The 18,272-nt window shown below is 58.5% G+C and carries 19 protein-coding genes; 11 read left to right on the forward strand and 8 right to left on the reverse strand.

The window, feature by feature from the left end:
* Positions 1–100: 100 nt before the first annotated feature.
* Together DIT71_RS00835 and DIT71_RS00840 are read right to left on the reverse strand one after the other, a co-directional pair.
* Positions 101–1,804: an isovaleryl-CoA dehydrogenase gene (locus DIT71_RS00835; protein ID WP_114611310.1), complete on the reverse strand. Its 1,704-nt coding sequence runs from the start codon at positions 1,802–1,804 to the stop codon at positions 101–103.
* 2 nt (positions 1,805–1,806) lie between these two features.
* Positions 1,807–2,439, reverse strand: a complete 633-nt coding sequence (locus DIT71_RS00840; RefSeq protein ID WP_114611311.1) for a TetR/AcrR family transcriptional regulator — start codon at positions 2,437–2,439, stop codon at positions 1,807–1,809.
* Between the two features lie 269 nt (positions 2,440–2,708).
* Here DIT71_RS00840 and DIT71_RS00845 point away from each other — a divergent pair, with 269 nt between their 5' ends.
* From DIT71_RS00845 to DIT71_RS00865, 5 genes are all read left to right on the forward strand, one after another.
* Positions 2,709–2,930 carry a hypothetical protein gene (locus tag DIT71_RS00845; RefSeq protein WP_114611766.1) on the forward strand — a complete coding sequence of 74 codons (222 nt, stop codon included), beginning with the start codon at positions 2,709–2,711 and terminating at the stop codon, positions 2,928–2,930.
* 131 nt (positions 2,931–3,061) lie between these two features.
* Positions 3,062–4,081 (forward strand): lipase secretion chaperone, encoded by a 1,020-nt coding sequence (locus DIT71_RS00850; protein WP_114611312.1) that lies wholly within the window; start codon positions 3,062–3,064, stop codon positions 4,079–4,081.
* 121 nt (positions 4,082–4,202) lie between these two features.
* Complete coding sequence (hemB, locus tag DIT71_RS00855; protein WP_114611313.1) at positions 4,203–5,219, forward strand: porphobilinogen synthase; 1,017 nt, start codon at positions 4,203–4,205, stop codon at positions 5,217–5,219.
* Positions 5,220–5,278: 59 nt separating this feature from the next.
* The gene (gene ppk1, locus DIT71_RS00860) at positions 5,279–7,417 is read left to right on the forward strand and encodes a polyphosphate kinase 1 (protein WP_114611314.1); all 2,139 of its coding nucleotides are present in this window, start codon (positions 5,279–5,281) and stop codon (positions 7,415–7,417) included.
* Positions 7,418–7,483: 66 nt separating this feature from the next.
* Positions 7,484–8,776 carry a DUF945 family protein gene (locus tag DIT71_RS00865; protein ID WP_227537892.1) on the forward strand — a complete coding sequence of 431 codons (1,293 nt, stop codon included), beginning with the start codon at positions 7,484–7,486 and terminating at the stop codon, positions 8,774–8,776.
* Between the two features lie 61 nt (positions 8,777–8,837).
* Here DIT71_RS00865 and coaD read toward each other — a convergent pair whose 3' ends face one another.
* Together coaD and DIT71_RS00875 are read right to left on the reverse strand one after the other, a co-directional pair.
* Entirely contained in the window at positions 8,838–9,320 is a 483-nt protein-coding gene (gene coaD, locus DIT71_RS00870) for a pantetheine-phosphate adenylyltransferase (RefSeq protein WP_114611316.1), read from the reverse strand.
* A gap of 99 nt (positions 9,321–9,419) precedes the next feature.
* Positions 9,420–10,865, reverse strand: coding sequence for a coniferyl aldehyde dehydrogenase (locus tag DIT71_RS00875; protein WP_114611317.1), 1,446 nt, complete (start codon positions 10,863–10,865; stop codon positions 9,420–9,422).
* 204 nt (positions 10,866–11,069) lie between these two features.
* On the opposite strand from DIT71_RS00875, the gene DIT71_RS00880 reads away from it, so the two are divergent.
* A complete protein-coding gene (locus tag DIT71_RS00880; protein ID WP_114611318.1) occupies positions 11,070–11,750 on the forward strand; it encodes a TetR/AcrR family transcriptional regulator in 681 nt (226 codons plus the stop codon).
* Positions 11,751–11,927: 177 nt separating this feature from the next.
* Here the strand turns inward: DIT71_RS00880 and yihA are convergent, their stop codons facing one another.
* Positions 11,928–12,566, reverse strand: a complete 639-nt coding sequence (gene yihA / locus DIT71_RS00885) for a ribosome biogenesis GTP-binding protein YihA/YsxC (protein WP_114611319.1) — start codon at positions 12,564–12,566, stop codon at positions 11,928–11,930.
* A gap of 175 nt (positions 12,567–12,741) precedes the next feature.
* Here yihA and DIT71_RS00890 point away from each other — a divergent pair, with 175 nt between their 5' ends.
* The 3 genes from DIT71_RS00890 (at position 12,742) to DIT71_RS00900 (ending at position 15,054) form a co-directional block, all read left to right on the forward strand.
* Positions 12,742–13,350 carry a c-type cytochrome gene (locus tag DIT71_RS00890; protein ID WP_114611320.1) on the forward strand — a complete coding sequence of 203 codons (609 nt, stop codon included), beginning with the start codon at positions 12,742–12,744 and terminating at the stop codon, positions 13,348–13,350.
* 142 nt (positions 13,351–13,492) lie between these two features.
* The gene (locus DIT71_RS00895; protein WP_114611321.1) at positions 13,493–14,131 is read left to right on the forward strand and encodes a thiol:disulfide interchange protein DsbA/DsbL; all 639 of its coding nucleotides are present in this window, start codon (positions 13,493–13,495) and stop codon (positions 14,129–14,131) included.
* A gap of 62 nt (positions 14,132–14,193) precedes the next feature.
* Positions 14,194–15,054 carry an endonuclease/exonuclease/phosphatase family protein gene (locus DIT71_RS00900; protein WP_114611322.1) on the forward strand — a complete coding sequence of 287 codons (861 nt, stop codon included), beginning with the start codon at positions 14,194–14,196 and terminating at the stop codon, positions 15,052–15,054.
* Positions 15,055–15,102: 48 nt separating this feature from the next.
* Here the strand turns inward: DIT71_RS00900 and rpmG are convergent, their stop codons facing one another.
* The 3 genes from rpmG to radC all read right to left on the reverse strand — a co-directional run bounded on the left by rpmG (position 15,103) and on the right by radC (position 16,382).
* Complete coding sequence (gene rpmG, locus DIT71_RS00905; protein WP_114611323.1) at positions 15,103–15,258, reverse strand: 50S ribosomal protein L33; 156 nt, start codon at positions 15,256–15,258, stop codon at positions 15,103–15,105.
* An 11-nt stretch (positions 15,259–15,269) separates the two neighbouring features.
* On the reverse strand, positions 15,270–15,506 hold the full coding sequence (gene rpmB, locus DIT71_RS00910) for a 50S ribosomal protein L28 (protein WP_007153740.1): 237 nt from the start codon (positions 15,504–15,506) through the stop codon (positions 15,270–15,272).
* Between the two features lie 201 nt (positions 15,507–15,707).
* Complete coding sequence (gene radC, locus DIT71_RS00915; RefSeq protein ID WP_114611324.1) at positions 15,708–16,382, reverse strand: RadC family protein; 675 nt, start codon at positions 16,380–16,382, stop codon at positions 15,708–15,710.
* Positions 16,383–16,522: 140 nt separating this feature from the next.
* Here radC and coaBC point away from each other — a divergent pair, with 140 nt between their 5' ends.
* Positions 16,523–17,737, forward strand: coding sequence for a bifunctional phosphopantothenoylcysteine decarboxylase/phosphopantothenate--cysteine ligase CoaBC (gene coaBC, locus DIT71_RS00920; protein WP_114611325.1), 1,215 nt, complete (start codon positions 16,523–16,525; stop codon positions 17,735–17,737).
* A gap of 12 nt (positions 17,738–17,749) precedes the next feature.
* A complete protein-coding gene (gene dut, locus DIT71_RS00925; RefSeq protein WP_114611326.1) occupies positions 17,750–18,211 on the forward strand; it encodes a dUTP diphosphatase in 462 nt (153 codons plus the stop codon).
* Positions 18,212–18,272: the final 61 nt, after the last annotated feature.

Here is an 18,272-nt window from a genome sequence, read left to right on the forward strand (position 1 = left end):
TCGACGAAAACCGTCCCTGGTTTTCGACGCTTTCGGGACGCTGCTCCTGACCGCCCAGCCGGGCTTGGGCAAGCGCCACCGGAAGCTCTGGGCCTTTTACTTACTCTACTACAGGCGTTGCCCGTTTGATAATGGCTGCCGGGTCTGTGCCTGAGGGCAGGTTGCCGTAGTTCAGGCCGCCCTTGTGTTCCAGCCTTGAGGCGCAGAAGGCGTCGGCTACGGCCGGGTCGGAGTTTCTGAGCAGCAGCGATGCCTGCATCAGCAGGGCCAGCCGGTCCACCAGGTTGCGGGCACGGTATTCGAAGTCGCTGATATCGGCGAAGTCGTTCTGTAGCTGGGCCAGGAAGCGGTCGAAGCGGGCATCGCTGCCGCGGGCCTCGGCGGCTTCGCTGAAAAAGGCATCCAGGGTATCCGGCTCTTTGTGCAGGGCGCGCAGGGTATCCAGGCACTGGACGTTGCCGCTGCCTTCCCAGATGGCGTTAACCGGTGATTCACGCAGCAGGCGGGGCATGATGCAGTCTTCCATTACGCCACTGCCGCCGATGCACTCCATGGATTCGTAGGCGTGGTTCGGTACCCGTTTGCAGATCCAGTATTTGCCCACCGGGGTAGCCAGTCGGGCCAGCAGGCGCTCGTGTTCCAGGTGCTGGCTGTCCAGTGAACGGGCGATGCGCATGGTGTAGGCCAGGGCCGCTTCGCTTTCCAGTGCCAGGTCGGCCAGCACGTTCTGCATTAATGGCTGGTCGCTGAGGCGATTGCCAAAGGCGCTGCGGTGGTGGCAGTGATGGCTGGCCTGGGCCAGGGCCTGGCGCATGCCGGCGGAGCTGCCGATCATGCAGTCGAAGCGGGTCATGGCTACCATTTCAATGATGGTGGGCACGCCGCGGCCTTCTTCGCCGACCATCCACGCCAGGGCGCCGCGCAGCTCCGCTTCGCTGGACGCATTGGCAATGTTGCCCATCTTGTTTTTCAGGCGCTGTACCTGCCAGGGATTCTTGCTGCCGTCCGGTCGCCAGCGTGGCATCAGGAAGCAGGACAGGCCGCTTTTGGTCTGGGCCAGAACCAGGAAAGCGTCGCACATGGGAGCCGACACAAACCATTTGTGTCCGACCAGCTCATAGGCCTGGCCCGGACCTTCGGCGCCAATGGGGTAGGCGCGGGTGGTGTTGGCCCTGACGTCGCTGCCGCCCTGCTTTTCGGTCATCGCCATGCCGATGGTGACAGACTGTTTTTCGCCATCCGGCAGATTGCGCGGATCATAGCTGTTGGCGAGGATCTTGTTTTCCCAGATGGCCGCCAGTTCCGGCTGTTTGCGAATGGACGGTATCGCCGCGAACGTCATGGTGATGGGGCAGCAGTGGGCCGCTTCCACCTGGGAATGCATGTAGTATTTGGCAGCCCGTGCCACGTGGGCGCCGGTTCCGGGATTGGTCCAGGGGCTGCTGTGCAGGCCATTTTCCATGGCGATGGACATCAGCTGATGGTAGGCGGGATGGAAGTCCACCTGGTCAATACGGTGTCCAAAGCGGTCATGGGTATTGAATACCGGCTTGTTCTCGTTGGCCCGGAATCCGAGTTCAATGGTTTCCGCAGCGCCGGCCAGGGCGCCGAATTGCTTGAGGTCGCCGGTGGCTGCCCCTGCGCCCTCCCGGTCAATCGCTTCCTGCAGAGCCCTGTCCTGCGCAAACAGGTTGTAGTTCTCCAGTGCCGTGGGCTGGTTGAAGACCTCGTGGGTTACGGCCAGATAGGGGTCGTCGCCAGGGTGTTGTGTTTTGTCCTGCGACAGTGGCTGGGGGGCGTTCATGTTTACCTCCTGGTGCCAGTCAACCCCTGCATGCAAAAGCAAATGATGGAGTCGACCAGCGGATCATGGTCATTGTTATCTGGCTGGTCTGCATTGCCTGTCTGGGCCGGCGAAAGTGGCCCTACCAGGCTCTCGGCTATGGCTCCGACCAGGCAGGTACTGCTTTGCCTGGCGTCCTGGTGGGGAAGGCTGGCTTCCTCGATGCCCTCTCTTATTGCCTGCTCAAACAGTTCCGCGTAGGCCCTGCGAAACTTCAGGCGTTCTTCCTCTACTTTCGGATCTACCGGCTCGGCGATCAGTGACCACGCCATCACAGGGCCTCTCAGCGCACGGTCTGCGAACTGTCGCAGGGCCGTTTCCAGGCGTGTGATCGCATCACCTTCTATAGCCAGCGCTGCGGCAACCCGGTCCACTTCCTGCTGTGTGGCAAGCCGGAAGATTTCTGCAAACAGGTCTTCCTTGGACTCGAAGTGCCGATAGATGGTTCCCGTGGCGACACCGGCGCAAGCGGCGACACGGGTGATCTGGGCACTCCTGAAGCCACCCCCGGCGACGCATTCATGGGCGCACTCGATGATGCGTTTGCGGGCCTCCGCCTTGCGGTTGCGCATTTTTTCAGTTTCCCGGTATGCCATGCCGGCTCCCTATAAGTAGTGAATCATTATTCATTCTTTATGTCAACCAGTCGGCTCAGCCGTATTATTGATAATATTCATTTAAAACAGCGTCGTAAAAATAGTTACAAAAATTTACAAAAAAGGCATTGTCGGGAAATAGCGCTGCAACCGAAAGCAGATTATAAAGACGCCAAGGCGGGGTATTAAGGCTCACCCGCTGAGATGGAGCGGCCCGCCGGAATAGGTTTGGTGCGCTCTTGGTACTGTTTTCGTTGATGGAGAAAATCATGAGTGAATTCGACGAAAGCAATCTTGAGCATTCAGGAAGCTGGACCTTTGACAGCGACGATACACATTCTATTGCCGGCCGTGCGCGCATTCGTGCCCAGCTCCAGCAGGATATGGAATCGTTTCTGAGCCAGGGTGGCAAAATTCAGGAAGTCGATACGGCATTCCGTTCGGATTCCTCCCGCAAGGTGGATGTCGGCTTCAACAATCGCGCTCTCTGAATTCGTCAGGCCGCAGCCCCAAGGCTGCGGCCGTCCTCCGCATTGCTCTATGCTGTTATCAGCAGGATAGCTTGTTAATCCTTCTATAACCGTTATTCATGCCACATTTGACCATTAAACAGGCCTGATTCATGAGAGCAATCCTTCGTTTTGCAACAGTGGCACTGCTCGCTCTGGCGGCGGTCTTTGCCGGTACCGCTGTGTTCCTGGGCGGGAATCCGCCGATGTCGGCGGAGGACGGAGCCGTGGCTGAACCTGCGGTCGGAGCTGTGCCCCGGCGCGAGCTGGCCGAACCTCCGTCACGGTTGGTGGGAGAAGCTGGTGTGGTGGTGCCGGAAGAGTTGCCGGAATCCCTGGTGGGAACCAGTCTGCCCGGGGGCTGGACGATAACCGATAGTAATGGCGCTCTTGTTCCCACACCACAACTGCGGCAACTATTCGAATACTACCTTGCCGCCCTGGGAGAGGAGACACTGCCGCAACTGATCGCGCGAATAGAAAAGGCGCTCGGGCGACTTGAGGAACCTGCTCGCTCGCAGGCCCTGGCGACATTGGGGAATTATCTGGATTACAAGCTGGCGCTGGGCGACCTGGAAGCCTCCTACGGCGAGTCTACAGCCCTGGACGCCGACCGACTGCAGCGACAAATGGCCGAAATCCGGGCGTTGCGGCGTACCTGGATGGACGCGCGAACGGCGGACGCCTTTTTCGCCACTGACGAAGCCCTGGACCGATTCCAGATCGAGCAACTGCGCGTCAGCACCGACCCGTCGCTGTCCGACGAGGAACGGCGGCAGGCAGTGTCCAGAGCTGAACAGGCGTTGCCGGAACCGGTGCGCCAGGCTCGCCGGGAAACCCGCAAGTTTACCGAATACCAGCAGGCCCGTGCAGAATTTGCCGAGGATCCGGAGGCGCTTCAGGCCTGGCGGCAAGATCGCTTCGGCGAAAAGGCCGCCCGACAGCTGGAGCAAGTGGAGGCCGACCAGCGAGCCTGGGATAACAGGTGGCAGGCCTACAGTAAGGAACTGGCAGAGCTCGAGGATCTTGGACTTGCCGGCCCCGAGCACGAGGCCGCCATTGACTCGCTGCGGGATGACTATTTCAAGGGTGCAGAAAAGCTGCGGGCGGAAGCCCTTGATTCCATCCGGTAACATTCCATTCATCCGGGCATGGTAGCCTGAGCCGGCGGATCACTTGTGGGCCCTGCCACCGCCGCTTGCGGGAGTGTATGATGGTCCGCAATCGTGCTCCATTTTTCACAGGAGGTATTTTGTGAGCTCTTCGGCAAACCGTCTTTTCCCCGCCACTCGTCTGCGCCGTAACCGGGTTGACAGTTTTTCCCGCCGGCTGGTGCGGGAGCATCAGCTCAGCGCTGATAACCTGATTTTCCCGGTGTTCGTGCTGGAAGGTGAGGGCCAGCGGGAAACGGTGCCGTCGATGCCGGGCGTCGAGCGGTTGAGCATCGATCTGCTGGTGGAACAGGCTGCGGAACTGGTTGATCTGGGTATTCCGGCGGTGGCGCTGTTTCCGGTTGTACCGGCAAAGCACAAGAACCTGTCCGGCTCGGGCGCATGGGATTCCGATGGCCTGGCCCAGCGTGCTGTGAGAGCCCTGAAAAAAGCCCGGCCCGAGCTGGGTGTTATTACCGATGTGGCACTGGATCCCTTTACCACACACGGGCAGGACGGCATCATCGACAACGACGGCTACGTGCTGAACGACGTCACTGTAGAGGCGCTTGTCAATCAGGCATTGTCCCACGCCGAGGCCGGTGCCGATATTGTCGCTCCGTCTGACATGATGGATGGCCGGGTTGCCTCCATCCGGCATGCCCTGGAGTCTGCGGGCCATGTGAACACACGGATTCTGGCCTACTCTGCGAAGTACGCATCCAGCTATTACGGGCCTTTTCGGGACGCAGTCGGCTCGGCGGGCAATCTGGGCAAGGGTAACAAGGCCACCTACCAGATGGATCCGGCCAACAGCAATGAGGCACTGCAGGAGGTTGCCATGGATCTTGCCGAAGGCGCAGACATGGTGATGATCAAGCCGGGCATGCCCTATCTCGACATCGTTTACCGGGTGAAGCACGAACTGAAGGTGCCAACCTTTGTCTACCAGGTGAGCGGTGAATACGCCATGCACATGGCGGCGGCGGAAAACGGCTGGCTCGACGGCGATGCGGTGATGATGGAAAGCCTGATGGCCATGCGCCGTGCCGGTGCCGACGCCATTCTTACCTATTTTGCCGTCAGGGCGGCGCGGCTGATGCGCAGCAACCGCCCTTGACAAGCCCCAGTCACATGCGGGGCGCTGTGCCAGCACCCTGATAATGGAAGCCGTTAGCAATGAGTACTGAATCAGCAAACAATCTGAAGGACGTCGATGCCCAGAACGTGCCGGCCCCTGTGGAAGTGCCTGCGCCGGGCAACGACATTGATGTGGCGGCCCAGGAAAACTACTTCAACCGCGAACTGAGCCAGCTCCAGTTCAACTACCGGGTGCTCAAGCAGGCGCTGGATACCACGCACCCGCTGCTTAACCGGCTGATGTTCTGCTGCATTTTCAGCAGCAACATGGACGAGTTTTTTGAAATCCGTGTTGCCGGCCTGCGCCAGCAGATCAAGTACGGGCGGGAAACCCTGGGTTCCGATGGCATGATGCCGGAACAGGTCCTGGGCGAAATCAGCCGTGTGGCCCATGAGTACATCCGGGAACAGTACGACATTATCAATAATGTGCTGATTCCCGAGATGGAGCAGGAAAACATCCATTTTGTTCGCCGCCGCGAGTGGACAGAAGCCCAGGCCGAGTGGGTACGCCGCTACTTTGACGAGGAAATCCTGCCGGTGGTCAGTCCCATCGGTCTGGACCCTTCGCATCCCTTTCCCAGGCTGGTCAACAAGAGCCTGAACTTTATTGTCGAGCTTGACGGCAAGGATGCCTTTGGTCGTGAAACCGGCATGGCCATTGTGCCAGCTCCGCGCTCATTGCCGCGTCTTGTGCGCTTGCCCGACGATGTCTGCAATGGCGGTGATAATCTGGTATTCCTGTCGTCAATGATCCACGCTCATACCGACGAGCTGTTCCCGGGCATGGAAGTGAAGGGTTGCTACCAGTTCCGCCTGACCCGCAACGCCGACCTTGAGCTGGAAGACGATCTTGAAGACCTGGCGTCGGCCCTCCGTGGCGAGCTGCTGAGTCGCCGCTTTGGTGATGGTGTGCGGCTGGAAGTGGCGGACAATTGTCCGGAAGAGCTGGTCCATTTTCTGCTGCGGGAGTTTGGTCTGACTGACCGGGACCTGTACAAGGTTCACGGACCGGTTAACCTCACCCGTCTGATGGCGGTTGGCGGGCTGGTGGATCGTCAGGACCTGACCTATTCCGGGTTCTCACCTTCGATTCCGCGCCAGATCCGCATCAAGGAATCCATGTTCGACGCGATCCGCAAGCGTCCGCTGCTGTTGCTGCATCCTTACGAAAATTTCAGTCCGGTCGTTGACCTGTTACGGCAAGCGGCCAAGGACCCCCAGGTATTGGCCATTCGCCAGACCCTGTATCGCACCGGTGCTGACTCGGAAATCGTTGAGGCACTGATGGATGCGGCCCGCCGTGGCAAGGAAGTTACCGCCATCATCGAACTGCGGGCCCGCTTCAGCGAAGCGGAGAATCTCGAGTTGGCCAGCCGCCTGCAGGAGGCGGGCGTTATCGTGGTTTATGGCGTTGTGGGCTACAAGACCCACGCCAAGATGATCCTGATTGTACGCCGGGAGGAAGGAAAGCTGCGCCGGTATGTCCACCTGGGCACCGGTAACTACCATGCCGGCAACGCCCGTCTCTACACCGATTACAGCTATATGACCTGTGACGAATCCATCGGTGACGACGTCAACAAGCTGTTCCAGCAGCTGACCGGCATGGGCAAGGCGTTGAAAATCAAGAAACTGTTCCATTCACCCTTCACCCTTCACACCCGCCTGCTGGGACTGGTGGAGCGGGAAGCGGAACTGGGCCCCAAGGGGCGCATCATTTTCAAGTTCAATGCCCTGACCGAACGCGAGCTGATCAAGGCATTGTACCGTGCGTCCCAGGCCGGGGTGCAGATTGACCTGATCATCCGCGGTATCTGCTGCCTGCGGCCGGAAGTGCCCGGGCTTTCCGACAACATCCGGGTTCGCTCCATCATTGGCCGGTTCCTGGAACATACGCGAGTTTACTATTTCGGTAACGATGGCCGCACGGAAGTCTATGGCTCCAGTGCCGATGGCATGGAGCGTAATCTGCTGAGCCGCGTGGAGACCGCCTTCCCGATTGAGGACCCGGCGCTGATTGCACGGGTCCGTGAAGACCTTGATACCTACCTGGCCGACAATTGCCAGTCCTGGGTGTTGCAGCCGGATGGCAGTTACATCCAGAATCAGCCCGCCGAGGGTGAGGATCGTCTGGCATCGCAACTGGTTCTGCTGGAACGCCTGACCGGTAAATAATGAAAGCCCGCATCGCCTGACAACGATTGTTCAGACGATGCGGGCGTTGTAAGGGAGAACAGGCTGTTGAAAAAACAATGGATGGTTGCTGGTGCCGCAGTACTGGCGGTTGGCGTATTGGCCCCCTGGGCCGTGGGTTATGTCACCGAACAACAGTGGCAAAGCGTCACTTCGGAAGTAAATCAGTCCCAGCCCCTGTTCCAGCTGGAAACACGGGACTATAACCGGGGCTATCTGGGGGCGGATTTCACCGGTACCGTCACGGTCCAGCATCCCGAAACAGGCGATGAGCACGAATTCGACTACCAGGCCAGGGTGAGCCACGGAGTCACCGGCAGCCTGATGGACTTCTCCCCGCCCAGTCAGGTCGGCACCGAAATCGACAAGGTCTTCCCGGATGAAAAGCCCAGACTGACTCTGGAAACCCGCCTTTGGGGCACGGCCATCATCGAGCTCTCGATACCGGCAGTCAGCGTGATCGATGAAGAGACCGGTGAATCGTTCGATATGTCGGAAAGCTACGCCCGGGCCGACATCAGCGGCAATGGCAGCCACGCTGACATCCTCATGCTCTGGCCGGGTGCGGTGGTGCGGTCGCCGGATCTGCGCGTCAGCATTGAGGACTTCCGTCTTGAGCAGACCATGGAGCATCTGGCCGATGAAGTCTGGCTGGGAGAAGGCGATATGTCGTTGGCGCGCCTGGAGGTTGCGGCCAGGAACGAGCCGGCACTTCGCTTCGACCAGTTCGCCCTGAGAACTGAGACGACTTCCGGGGATGAAGGCGAGAGCATTGATTCGGAAGCGGTGGTGACCCTGGAGACGGTGTCGGCAGACGATAAGAGTTTCGGGCCCCACCGGGTGGCGTTCGTGTTCAACGGCCTTGACGTTGAAAGCTGGAGTGAGCTGACATCGGCTTTGGCCGATATGCAGACTGCCACCCTTGGCAGCGAGAGGGGAGACTCAGGTGCGGTCATGCAGCAGCAGATGGAGTCCATGAACCGCATCAACCAGGCCATGCTTGGTCTGGCCGCTGACGGCTTTTCGTTGGGCTTTCCGGAGATGTCGTTTGCCACGCCTTACGGTCCGGTCAATGGCGAAATCATGCTGCAGCACCCGTCGCTGTCCGCCAGCGAGAAAGACCAGATGATGATGGTGATGCAGCGCCTGACCGGTAACCTGGATGTGAGCATGCCCCTGGCTCTGGTGGAACAGTATCCGGCGTTGGGCATGCAGGTGGCGCCGCTGATCAAGCAGGGAATGGTTCAGCAGGACGGGGACCGGTTGCGGCTCGAGGGCAAGCTTGAAGACCTCGCCCTGGATATCAACGGCAATGTGGTTCCGTTGCCGCCGCTGTTCTGAATCTGTTATCGGCCGCTGTCCGCCTGTGGGCAGCGGCCCTTCCTGTCCAATCCTGCCCGGACTAATGCCTGGCAAATTTTTCCTTGAGAGCCGCTTCTACCGCCGGATCAACGAATTCGGATACATCCCCGCCCAGGGATGCGATTTCCCGGATCAGGGTGGAGGAGATGTACGACAGATGGTTGGCAGGGGTCAGGAACATGCTTTCCACGTCCGGCGCCAGGCGACGGTTCATATCGGCAAGCTGGAATTCGTACTCGAAGTCGGACACGGCTCGCAGCCCGCGCAGAATCACTGTGGCGCCCTGCTGCTTTACGAAGTCGGCGAGCAGATTGCTGAATCCGGTGACGCTGACGTTGGGGAGGTGCGAGGTGGCCTGGGCGACCAGCTCGCAGCGCTCCTCCAGAGTCAACAGCGGCGACTTCTTGGGGTTGTAGGCGATGGCGACAACCACCTCGTCAAAGAGACGGCCCGCGCGTTCGATCAGATCGGTGTGGCCATTGGTGATTGGGTCAAATGTACCCGGGTAGATGACTTTTGGCATTCTTAGCTCCTTTTCACCGGAAGCGGACAGGATAGCAGCCTTCCCGCCTGTGATGTACTCAGCCGTTGCGCCGGCCTAGTGCTATTTCATGCCGCCAAATCACCGGATAAACAACTTGTAGACCATCTTGTGTGCCGCAGTACCGTGAGGCGCATACACAAACTTGCCGCTGTTGAACTTCTGCTTGCTGAAGATGGCCCGGTGGTGAGTAAAGGTCAAAAAGCCTTCCTTGCCGTGATAATGGCCCATGCCGGAGTCCCCCACGCCACCGAATGGCAAGTCATCCTGGGCGACATGCATCAGCGCATCGTTGATGCAAACACCACCGGAAAGCGTGCTGTTGACCACATGCTCCTGCATCGACTTGTCGTAACCGAAGAAATACAGCGCCAGCGGGCGCGGACGGTCATTGATGTAATGAATGGCCTCGTCCAGCTTGCCATAACTGACCACCGGCAGAATCGGCCCGAAAATCTCGTCCTGCATGATCTTCATATCCGGCGTGGTGTTCAGTGCCAGTGTAATTGGCATCTTGCGAGTGCCATCCTTCATATCCTCCTGCGCCGGGTTGATCTCGATCAGCTCAGCTCCCTTGCTGCGGGCATCGTCAAGATAGCCCTGCAAACGGTCATACTGTCGTTCGTTGATAATGGCCGTGTAATCGTCATTGTCCCGCAGGCTCGGGTACATCTTCGCAAACTGGTTGCGGTACTCATCCACGAACGCCTGCACCCGGTCAGCCGGGCACAGCACGTAGTCCGGTGCCACGCAGGTCTGGCCGGCATTCAGGGCCTTGCCGAAGGCAATGCGCTGGGCGGCATCCTCCATGGGCACGTCCGGGGAAACAATGGCCGGCGATTTGCCGCCCAGCTCCAGGGTCACCGGTGTCAAATTCTCGGCCGCTGCACGCATCACCAGTTTGCCCACCGAGGTGGAGCCGGTGAACAGCAGGTGGTCAAAGGGCCGACCGGAGAAGTCTGCCGCCACATCGGCTTCACCATTGATGACGCTGACCAGGTCCTCCGGAAACGCAGACTCGATGATCTCCCGGAAAAGGGCAGAGGTGTGGGGCGTATATTCCGACATTTTGATCATGGTGCGGTTGCCCGCCGCGAGAGATGCCACCAACGGGCCAACAGCCAGATACAGCGGATAGTTCCAGGGTACGATGACACCCACCACCCCCTTGGGCTGGTAGTGAACACGATTGCTGGCCGGCTGAAACAGCAATGACACATGCCGTTTGGACGGCTTCATCCAGCCCTCGAGGTTCTTCAGGGCATAATTGATACCCTGGATAGAGGGCATGACCTCGGCAATCAGGGACTCGTCCTTTGAACGACAACTGAAATCCCGGTCAATGGCGTCCAGCAACTTGTCCTGGTTGGTCATCAGCACACGTTTGAGCCGCTTCAGGTTCTCCTGGCGTTCAGTGAGTGATGGCATCGGATTGTTGCGGAATGCTTTCTTCTGGTCGTCGAATACCCGGTGAGTGTGCTGGATCTGCTTTTTGCTTTCGGTCAACTGGACAACGGTGGCAACCATTTGGCTCTCTCCTCGCGACCCCGGGCTGGTAACCGGGTGGTCTTGTTCATTGGCAACGGCCGTGCTGGCTGGGCCGGGAATGGCATTGGCGAAAAAACATTCAGTTTGCGCTGGGCGCTATTATTAGAGTATATACTCTAGTGAGTCAAGGCGACCGGATGGCGGATCGGGCCATCCCCAACACAACAACGCATTGCAGAGCCTATGAAAACCCGAGACAAGATTCTTCTTGCAAGCCTGGAGCTGTTCAACGGAAGGGGAGAGCGCAATATCACTACCAATCACATTGCCGCCCACCTGGCGATCTCTCCGGGCAACCTGTATTACCACTTCCGCAACAAGTCCGACATCATTTACGAGATTTTTCTCGAGTATGAAAAGTTGGTGGACTTTTACCTGGATATTCCGGAAGAACGGCCTATTTCTCTGGAAGACCTGACCTTTTATCTGGAGTCAGTGTTTGACGGGCTCTGGAGTTACCGCTTTTTTCACCGGGATCTGGAGTACCTGCTCGACAGCGACCGGCGCCTGCGCCAGGACTACCGGGAATTCACCAACCGCTGCCTGGACGCGATCAGCAGGATCTTCGAGAAGCTGGCCGATGCCGGCATTATCCAGCCCCAGCCCGACGAGCTCCGTTCCGCAATGTCGCTGAATGTCTGGCTGGTGATCACCAACTGGATGGCGTTTCTGAAAACTGCCCACGCACTTGAAGAGTCCACGAGCCTGACGCTGACCGAACTCAAGCAGGGAATCTATCAGGTGCTGACCCTGGAGATTCCCTACCTTACGGAGAGCTACCGTGAGCAGGTCATGGCCTTGCGAGAGAAGTACCGGCCCCGGCTCCCGGAATCCGTGGAGATGACAGGATCAGCTGGCGGTTAGACGATTGATAGCCGTTGAGGAACTTTTGATCAATAGGCGTGTCAATAATTAAGACATCGGGAATTCGGACATTCACGGTGTCACCTGAGTGAGTTCTCAGGTTTTAGCACGTCGCAAACCCTGACGTTTCGCCGGCCTGTCATGCAGGCCGGTTTTTTTATGGGCGGAGCAGAATAGTTACACCGGTTCCGCAGAACCCCCTTCCAGCCAATGCGTAAGCGCATCCTGTGATTCCTCCAGGCCTCGTTTTGAGGTGGCGGAGAACATGACCAGGTGTTGCAGGCATTCAAGACCCTCCAGCTTCCTGCCAATGTTGAGCATCGCCGTCTTGGCCTGGCCAAATTTCAGTTTGTCGGCTTTGGTGGCAAGAATCATCAGCGGAAGCTTGTTATGTTCACACCATTCCACCATCATCTGGTCAAAATCCGTTAGCGGGTGCCGGATGTCCATGACCAGAACCAGTCCCCGCAAACAGCGGCGGTCGTTCAGATAGTGGCCCAAGTGCTTTTGCCAGTCGTCTTTCATGTCCCGGGAGACCTTGGCGTAGCCATAGCCGGGCAAGTCGACTAACCGGCAGTTCTCGCGGTTGAGTGAAAAAAAGTTGATCAGGCGGGTGCGCCCCGGAGTTTTACTGGTACGGGCCAGTTTGCCATTGGTGGTGATGCAATTGATGGCGCTGGATTTGCCCGCATTCGAGCGGCCGGCGAAGGCAACCTCGGCGCCATGGTCCGGAGGGCATTCCTCAAGTCGCGAGGCGCTGGTCAGAAATCGGGCGCTGTTGAACGAGATGCTTTTTTGAGTCAGGTCAGGTGACACGGGTGTTGGCATTCCTATTGGATTTCAGTTATCAGGGATTAATGTATAATGCTACACCAAATCAGGGCAGCACGCTGAGCGTTGCTGCTTACCAGCCCCGGTTTGTGCCTATTTGGGCCCGCGCCTGCCGGCTGCATAACGAAGAATACTTTTGGATGAGAGAAGCGGAGCGAGCATGAAAAAACTGATCGCAGGAGTTGTTCTCGGTGTTGGCCTCACAGCGATGGCTCACGGGGCAGGAGATCCTGAAGCGGGCGAAGCAAACGCAGCGGTGTGTGCGAGTTGTCATGGCGAGGGCGGAGCAAAGCCGATCATGGGCACTTACCCCAAGCTTTCCGGTATTGGGGAAAAGTATCTTTATCAGCAGCTGAAACTGATAAAGCCTATGGAGCGCGAAATCGCATCGATGACTGGTCTGTTGGACAACATGTCCGATCAGGACCTGCAGGATCTCGCCGCATACTTCAATGAACAGGACATGACGATCGGACAGGCTGATCCCGATCTTGTAGACGAGGGAGAGGCGCTCTATCGGGGTGGTAATATGGCTTCCGGCGTTCCTGCCTGCGCCGGGTGTCACAGCCCCCGGGGCATCGGCAATGAACCTGCGGGTTATCCCAGACTCAGCGGACAGAATGCCGGGTATGTTGAAGCGCAGCTCAAGGCATATCGCGATGGCGAGCGTGACGCTGGCAGAAACGCATCCATCATGATGGATGTGGCCGCCAAGCTGACAGACGCTGAGATAAAAGCGGTTTCAAGTTACCTGTCGGGCCTGAACTAAGCGGGTCCTGTCTTGTTGTAAAGCCCCGCTCTGGCGGGGTTTTTGTTGGTTGCTGCGCTTTAATCCTGCCCCTGTGGAACTTTCCCCGGCTGGTGGGTCATAATCCCCCCTAGTCAACCAACTTGATAACCGGAGATAAAGAATGATCGGAATAATCCGGAACGCCGCATTGTCCATACTGGCCATGTCTTTCATGGTCCAGGCCAGCGCTGCCCCCTGGGAAGAGGGAAAACACTACCAGCAACTGGATAACCCGGTCAGAACAGAGAGTGACAGCGGCGTCGAAGTGGCGGAAGTGTTCTGGTACGGATGTCCGCACTGCTACACCTTCAAGCCCCTGGTTGAGAGTTGGGTGGAAAGCGCCCCGGGGCACGTTAACTACGTCAACATACCTGCTGCCCTGGGTAGCTCCTGGGAGCCCCATGCCAAGGCTTTTTACGCCCTGCAGGCGATGGGTGAGCTGGACAAGGTTCACGACGCGCTGTTTGAGGCGCTGGCGGGTGAGCGTCGCCCATTGAACTCCGGTGAGGCCCTGGCTGACTTCGTGGCCAATCATGGCGTCGACGGCGAAGAGTTTCTCAAGCATTACAACAGCTTTGGGGTGAATGCCAAAATGCAGCAGGCCCAGGCCAAAATCCGCGGCGCGCGCGTTACCGGTACACCGACTATGCTTGTTAATGGCAAGTATCGGATCACCGCCTCGATGGCCGGTAGTCATGAAGCGGTTCTGGAAGTTGTGGATTACCTGGTCGAGAAAGAGCGTGCCGATCAGAACAAGTAACTGAACGGGCCCGGTGAATTTATTCTGGCCGGGCCGCACCCTGTGTCAGAGCTGCCATCACAATGTATAACCGTATCCGCAAGCAGCTAAATGGTATTCTTAAGTCACCGGAGGGCCCCCGTGGGGCCTGTTCTGGTGATGATCATGTTCCGGAATTCGAGGCCCACCGCCACATCCGGCTGCTGACCTTCAATATCCAGGTCGGTATCAGTACTTCTTCCTACCGCCACTACGTGACTCGCAGCTGGCAGCACTTTCTCCCCCATAGCAAGCGAAACCAGAACCTGGACCGCATTGCCACCCTGCTGCGGAATTACGATGTGGTCGCGCTGCAGGAGTGCGACGGCGGTAGCCTGCGCAGTGGTTACATCAATCAGGTACAGTACCTCGCCGAGGCGTCGGGCATTCCCTACTGGCACCAGCAGCTCAACCGTAACCTGGGCCCGCTTGCCCAGCACAGCAATGGTCTGCTTAGCCGGTACCGGCCGCTGGATGTGACGGAGCACCGGTTGCCGGGGCTGATCCCAGGACGCGGCGCTATCGTCGCCCGTTACGGCGTGGAGGAAGATCCTCTGGTCCTGGTGATGATGCATCTGTCGCTGAGCAAAGCCGCGCAGCAGCGTCAGCTGGCTTACATCCAGGAGCTGATTTCCCGGTATCAGCACGTGGTCCTGATGGGTGATCTCAATAATCACGCCGAAGAATTGCTGACCAATACACCCCTGAAGCACTCCAATCTGGTGCCTCTGCCGGACACCGCCCACAGCTTCCCCAGCTGGCGCCCGGAGCGGGCGCTGGATCATATTCTGGTGAGTCCGAGCCTGGAGATACGGCGCTCGGAGGTGGTCAGCTACGCGGCATCCGATCATCTGCCCATTGCCATGGACATCAGGTTGCCTCAGGGCTATCTGGAAACATTCTAGGCACAAAAAAACCCGGCCGAGGCCGGGTTTTTTGCGGACGCCATGATCTTACTTGATCTTGGATTCCTTGTACGCAACGTGCTTGCGGACAACCGGATCGTACTTTTTGATCTCGATTTTTTCCGGGGTGTTACGCTTGTTCTTGTGGGTCGTGTAGAAGTGACCCGTACCTGCTGATGAAACCAGCTTGATTTTTTCGCGCATGATGCGGCTCCTTAAAATTTCTCGCCGCGGGCACGAAGATCGGCCAGCACAGCGTCAATGCCTTTTTTATCGATAACACGCATACCCTTGGTGGATACGCGCAGCCTTACGAAGCGCTTCTCCGATTCAACCCAGAAGCGATGGTTCTGCAGGTTGGGAAGAAAACGACGACGTGAGTGGTTCATCGCGTGAGAAACGTTGTTACCGGTGACCGGCCGCTTACCGGTAACCTGACAGACTCTGGACATACTTGCCTCCGACCTGAGCTTTGGTCCTGAAAATGCGTATTTGATTCGTTTAATTGCGTCTCTGGTCGCTACCTGCGCCTTGAAATTGCACGCTGCCCGCCAGACGCCGCCAGTAAAGGGACGCTTTTATACCAGAACTGCCGCCCCAACGCAAAAAATTGTTGGGAAATTGGTCAGTTTCCCGATGAAACGGGGCCTGATCTACATCAGTCCACGTTCAGCCAGGGATATTACCTCACCATGGCCGATAACCATATGGTCAAGAACCCTGATATCCACCAGACCCAGTGCCTCCTTGAGTCGTCTGGTCAGGGAAATGTCGGCCTGGCTGGGCTCTGCCACCCCGGAGGGATGGTTGTGGGCGAATATCACCGCCGCGGCATTGAACTCCAGTGCCTGCCTGACCACCTCGCGGGGATAGACGGCGGCACCGTCTATGGTGCCCCGGAACAGTTCCCGGTATTGAATCACCCGATGACGGTTGTCGAGGAAAAGCCCCGAGAAAACTTCATGGGGGTAGGTGCCAAGCCGGCTGCACAGGAAGCGGCGGGTGTCTTCCGGCGAACGCAACGGGTCGCCCTGGCGCAGAGGTTCGTCCATTACCCGGCGCGCCATTTCCATGGCAGCCTGCACCTGGGCGTACTTCGCTGTTCCGAGACCCTTGACGCCGCAGAATTGCCGCCTGGAGGCGGTCATCAGGCCGCGCAGGCCGCCGAAGCTCTCCGTCAAATAACGGGCCAGCGCCATAACCGGCATTCCCGGCGTGCCGGTGCGTAAAAAAATGGCCAGTAGTTCGGCGTCGGACAGACTTCCGGGCCCGTGGGCCAGCAGTCGTTCCCGTGGGCGTTCGTCGTTTGGCCAGTCGGCATCAGGCATGAGGTGAATCCTTTCAGTCGTTGTTTGCGCTTCCTGCGCTTGCGTCGCCGGCACAATTCTACCACGCCTGACAGGCTGCCCGCAGCGCTCTGGCATGCTATCTTATAAGCCTTTCATTTTGTGATGGATACGGAGCCGTTATGGCCGCTAGACGAATCCTGCTGGGCGTGACCGGTGGTATTGCCGCTTATAAAAGTGCGGAGCTGGTCCGCCTGCTGAAAAAATCCGGCCATGAGGTGAGGGTAGTGATGACCCGGGGCGCGGAAGCCTTTGTAACACCGCTGACCTTCCAGGCGCTGAGTGGCGAACCGGTCAGGACGTCATTGCTGGATCCGGAAGCAGAGGCCGGCATGGGGCATATCGAGCTGGCAAAATGGGCCGACCAGATTGTGATTGCGCCCGCCTCCGCCGATTTTATTGCGCGCCTGGCCCAGGGTATGGCGGACGATTTGCTGACCACACTCTGCTGCGCCACCGAGGCCCCGATTGCGGTAGCTCCGGCGATGAACCAGGCAATGTGGAGCAATGCGCGGACACAGCGCAATATCGCCCTGCTGGAATCAGACCCGCAGGTCAGCCTCTGGGGCCCCGATCAGGGCGCGCAGGCCTGTGGTGACGTAGGCCCTGGCAGAATGCTGGAGGCCGCCAGGCTGCATGACCTGGTTGGCGGGACTGCTTCGGCGTCGCTTGCGGGCAGGCGCGTGGTTATTACTGCCGGCCCTACCCGGGAGCCGATCGACCCGGTGCGCTATATAAGCAATCACAGCTCTGGAAAAATGGGTTATGCCCTTGCTGCCGCTGCCCGGGCGGCCGGTGCCGAGGTGGTTCTGGTCAGCGGTCCGGTGGCGGTTGCGGCGCCGGCCGGTGTGGAAGTGCGCGGCATAATGACTGCGCAGGATATGTTGGAAGAAGCTGGCAGGGCTGTTGACGAAGGCTGTGACCTCTTTATTGCCACAGCGGCGGTGGCGGACTATCGGCCGGACACCTTTGCCGGCGACAAAATCAAGAAATCGAATGAGAGCATGAATCTGTCACTGGTGCGCAACCCTGACACCCTCGCGACCATAGCCGGCCGGAGCGATGCCCCGTTCACGGTTGGTTTTGCCGCAGAAACTCGCGACGTTGAGCACTATGCCCTCGACAAGCTGGCACGGAAAAAGCTCAATATGATTGTTGCCAACGACGTCTCGGCGCCGGGGCTGGGGTTCAACAGCGACAATAACGCCGTCACCGTGTTCTGGCCCCAGGGACGTGAGGCTATTGGCCCGGGCCCGAAGGCAGTCCTTGCGCAACGGCTGATTGCCCTGATTGCAGACCAACTCACTGACAAGGCCGGCCCCGCCGGCGCTATCTGACAAGGAAATCCGATGACCCGCAAGACATTTCAGGTACGGATTCTGGATGACCGTATCGGCGATACGGTGCCTTTTCCCCACTACGCAACCGAAGGCTCCGCAGGCCTCGACCTGCGTGCCTGTCTTGACGCTCCTCTGACCCTGAAGCCGGGTCAGGCTGAACTGATAAAAACCGGACTATCAATACATATTGCCGATCCGTCACTGGCGGCAATGATTCTCCCCCGTAGCGGGCTGGGACATAAGCATGGCATCGTGCTGGGGAACCTGGTGGGCCTGATTGACTCGGATTATCAGGGCGAGCTGATGGTGTCCTGCTGGAATCGCGGGCAGACCGAATTCACCCTTGAGGTGGGCGAACGCATTGCCCAACTGGTTCTGGTGCCGGTGGTGCAGGCGGACTTTGAAGTGGTCTCCTGTTTTGATGCCAGCCTGCGAGGAGAGGGCGGGTTCGGCTCAACGGGCACCCGCTGACCGCGCAAACGCATTACAGCGCTCAGGGTCTATACTTCCCTGATCGATTAAAGAAATCCGG

This window comes from Marinobacter vulgaris (assembly GCF_003344045.1).
Classification (GTDB): Bacteria; Pseudomonadota; Gammaproteobacteria; order Pseudomonadales; family Oleiphilaceae; genus Marinobacter; species Marinobacter vulgaris.

What these genes read in the sequence shown, in the direction of transcription:
- DIT71_RS00900 (WP_114611322.1), top strand. Translation starts at nt 14,194, where the DNA reads ATGTATAACCGTATCCGCAAGCAGCTAAATGGTATTCTTAAGTCACCG.
- coaD (WP_114611316.1), bottom strand. Translation starts at nt 9,320, where the DNA reads ATGCCAAAAGTCATCTACCCGGGTACATTTGACCCAATCACCAATGGC.
- rpmG (WP_114611323.1), bottom strand. Translation starts at nt 15,258, where the DNA reads ATGCGCGAAAAAATCAAGCTGGTTTCATCAGCAGGTACGGGTCACTTC.
- DIT71_RS00875 (WP_114611317.1), bottom strand. Translation starts at nt 10,865, where the DNA reads ATGGTTGCCACCGTTGTCCAGTTGACCGAAAGCAAAAAGCAGATCCAG.
- ppk1 (WP_114611314.1), top strand. Translation starts at nt 5,279, where the DNA reads ATGAGTACTGAATCAGCAAACAATCTGAAGGACGTCGATGCCCAGAAC.
- DIT71_RS00835 (WP_114611310.1), bottom strand. Translation starts at nt 1,804, where the DNA reads ATGAACGCCCCCCAGCCACTGTCGCAGGACAAAACACAACACCCTGGC.
- DIT71_RS00850 (WP_114611312.1), top strand. Translation starts at nt 3,062, where the DNA reads ATGAGAGCAATCCTTCGTTTTGCAACAGTGGCACTGCTCGCTCTGGCG.
- DIT71_RS00890 (WP_114611320.1), top strand. Translation starts at nt 12,742, where the DNA reads ATGAAAAAACTGATCGCAGGAGTTGTTCTCGGTGTTGGCCTCACAGCG.
- DIT71_RS00895 (WP_114611321.1), top strand. Translation starts at nt 13,493, where the DNA reads ATGATCGGAATAATCCGGAACGCCGCATTGTCCATACTGGCCATGTCT.
- rpmB (WP_007153740.1), bottom strand. Translation starts at nt 15,506, where the DNA reads ATGTCCAGAGTCTGTCAGGTTACCGGTAAGCGGCCGGTCACCGGTAAC.
- dut (WP_114611326.1), top strand. Translation starts at nt 17,750, where the DNA reads ATGACCCGCAAGACATTTCAGGTACGGATTCTGGATGACCGTATCGGC.
- coaBC (WP_114611325.1), top strand. Translation starts at nt 16,523, where the DNA reads ATGGCCGCTAGACGAATCCTGCTGGGCGTGACCGGTGGTATTGCCGCT.
- DIT71_RS00845 (WP_114611766.1), top strand. Translation starts at nt 2,709, where the DNA reads ATGAGTGAATTCGACGAAAGCAATCTTGAGCATTCAGGAAGCTGGACC.
- DIT71_RS00840 (WP_114611311.1), bottom strand. Translation starts at nt 2,439, where the DNA reads ATGGCATACCGGGAAACTGAAAAAATGCGCAACCGCAAGGCGGAGGCC.
- radC (WP_114611324.1), bottom strand. Translation starts at nt 16,382, where the DNA reads ATGCCTGATGCCGACTGGCCAAACGACGAACGCCCACGGGAACGACTG.
- DIT71_RS00880 (WP_114611318.1), top strand. Translation starts at nt 11,070, where the DNA reads ATGAAAACCCGAGACAAGATTCTTCTTGCAAGCCTGGAGCTGTTCAAC.